Genomic DNA, 1,922 nt, shown 5'->3' with positions numbered 1-1,922 from the left:
CATTGCCATCAGCGCGCTGAGGCTTGCCAGTTCGTCGTCGCTGAGTGTCGTGGCGTCGGCCGGGGTTTTCAGCGCGTCTTTACCGTTGGTCGTCTGGGCAACAGCCTGCGTCGCATCCACACCGGCCAGGCGCGAGGTAAGGGAGGTCAGCAGCGCCTGCGCGTCTGACAGTGTGTGCGGGTCAGTGAGATCCGCCGTATTGTCCTGCTGATTCAACAACTGGCTCAGCTTTTGTGCGCTGGTTTTGATATCGCCCTTCGGCAACCCGGCAGCGACATTCTGCAGATCGGCCAGCGTCAGTGCGGCTTTGCCATCGCCAGCGCCTTTACCGCCGAGCGCACCGGCCAGCAGTGAGAGAAAATCCTGCGCATCACCAGAAAATTTCGCCGTTTGACCCGCGGCGGCATCGGTATCGCTAAGGATAAGTTTCGGCAACGTAATCATTCGGGTTTCCTTAAGGTTGCGCGTTGAGCGAATTCGTCCATTTTTTTCTGATCGAGACGGTTTTCCGCCACTTGTGCCGCGGCGGCCTGTCTGTCCTGGAGCGTCTGCCATGCCTGCAAACGCTGTTTTTTCTCGCGCCAGAAATTCAGCGCCTGATCCACTTTTTGCGTCCACTGCGTCAGCTGCTGTCGGTGCTGATCGATGGCTTTTTCCAGCGTGTCGATAAACTGCTGGTAGTTCTGCCAGCGCAGACTGCCCATCCCGCGGGTCATGTCCCCGGCGAGGTTGTTCTGATATTCCAGCTGATAATCCATCAGCATCTTGAGTTGTTCTTCTGCCTGCTGGCAGCCGCGTCGCATCTCACCCAGGCGTTGCGCCGCATTTTCGACATCCTTTTCGGCCAGCTCTCTTAGCGTCGTTAATGCACCATGTTCCGCCATAACTGCTGTCCTCCTGCTTCATCACGCCGTCGGGAAAATAATTTCCAGCGCCTGTAGCGAATCTTCCCATCCTGCGCGTTCAAAAATGCCTTGTTGTAAAAAAGCTTCCAGCTGCGGCCAGAGCGTAATGGCTTTGTCCAGTATCGGGTCGCTGCCTTTGGCGTAAGCCCCGACGCTCACCAGATCGCGGTTGCGCTGGAAACTGGAGAGCAGCTGTTTGAAATGACGAACCCGTGCGTAGTGTTGCTCAGTAATCAGCGCGGTCATCGCACGACTGATCGACGCTTCGATATCAATGGCCGGATAGTGCCCGGCTTCGGCCAGCCGACGGGAGAGCACAATGTGACCATCCAGAATGGCGCGTGCCGAGTCGGCAATCGGATCCTGCTGGTCGTCCCCTTCGGTCAGCACCGTATAAAACGCGGTGATCGACCCCCCGCCGCTAATGCCATTACCGGCGCGTTCCACCAGCGCCGGTAATTTGGCAAACACTGAGGGCGGATAGCCTTTGGTGGCGGGCGGTTCACCGATCGCCAGGGCGATCTCACGCTGCGCCATCGCGTAGCGGGTGAGGGAGTCCATGATCAGCAATACGTGCTGCCCGCGATCGCGAAAATCTTCGGCGATACGGGTGGCATACGCGGCACCCTGCATACGCAGCAGCGGCGACACGTCAGCCGGGGCGGCGACGACTACGGAGCGGGCACGGCCGTCGGCACCCAGAATATTTTCAATAAAATCTTTGACTTCGCGGCCACGCTCACCAATCAGACCGACGACAATCACGTCTGCCTGGGTGTAGCGCGCCATCATGCCGAGCAGGACGCTTTTCCCGACACCAGAACCGGCGAACAACCCCATACGCTGACCGCGTCCGACGGTGAGCAGGGCGTTGATCGGCCGCACGCCCGTGTCCAGCACGTGTTCGATAGCCGTACGCTGCAGCGGGTTAAACGGTGCGGTGATCAGCGCCCCGGTTTCGGTGGTATCGGGGGCAGGGAGCCCGTCCAGCGGTTTGCCGCTGCCGTCCAGCACGCG

Annotated in this window: 2 protein-coding genes and 1 pseudogene; all 3 read right to left on the bottom strand. The window is 59.6% G+C overall.

Annotated features, from left to right (window positions below; genetic code table 11):
- Positions 1 to 444, bottom strand: a pseudogene (locus tag GM30_RS02345) (flagellar hook-length control protein FliK); the annotation flags it as partial.
- Positions 441 to 884, bottom strand: a complete 444-nt coding sequence (gene fliJ / locus GM30_RS02340) for a flagellar export protein FliJ (RefSeq protein ID WP_049847337.1) — start codon at positions 882 to 884, stop codon at positions 441 to 443. The gene fliJ and the pseudogene GM30_RS02345, both read right to left, overlap by 4 nt.
- Before the next feature lie 21 nt (positions 885 to 905).
- On the bottom strand, positions 906 to 1,922 hold a 1,017-nt coding region (locus GM30_RS02335; protein ID WP_049847336.1), incomplete at its 5' end, for a FliI/YscN family ATPase.

It is taken from the genome of Trabulsiella odontotermitis (genome assembly GCF_001188485.1).
Taxonomy (GTDB): Bacteria; Pseudomonadota; Gammaproteobacteria; order Enterobacterales; family Enterobacteriaceae; genus Trabulsiella; species Trabulsiella odontotermitis_A.
The sequence above is the reverse complement of the archived record's forward strand: the minus strand, read 5'-3'. Positions and strand labels throughout refer to the sequence as shown.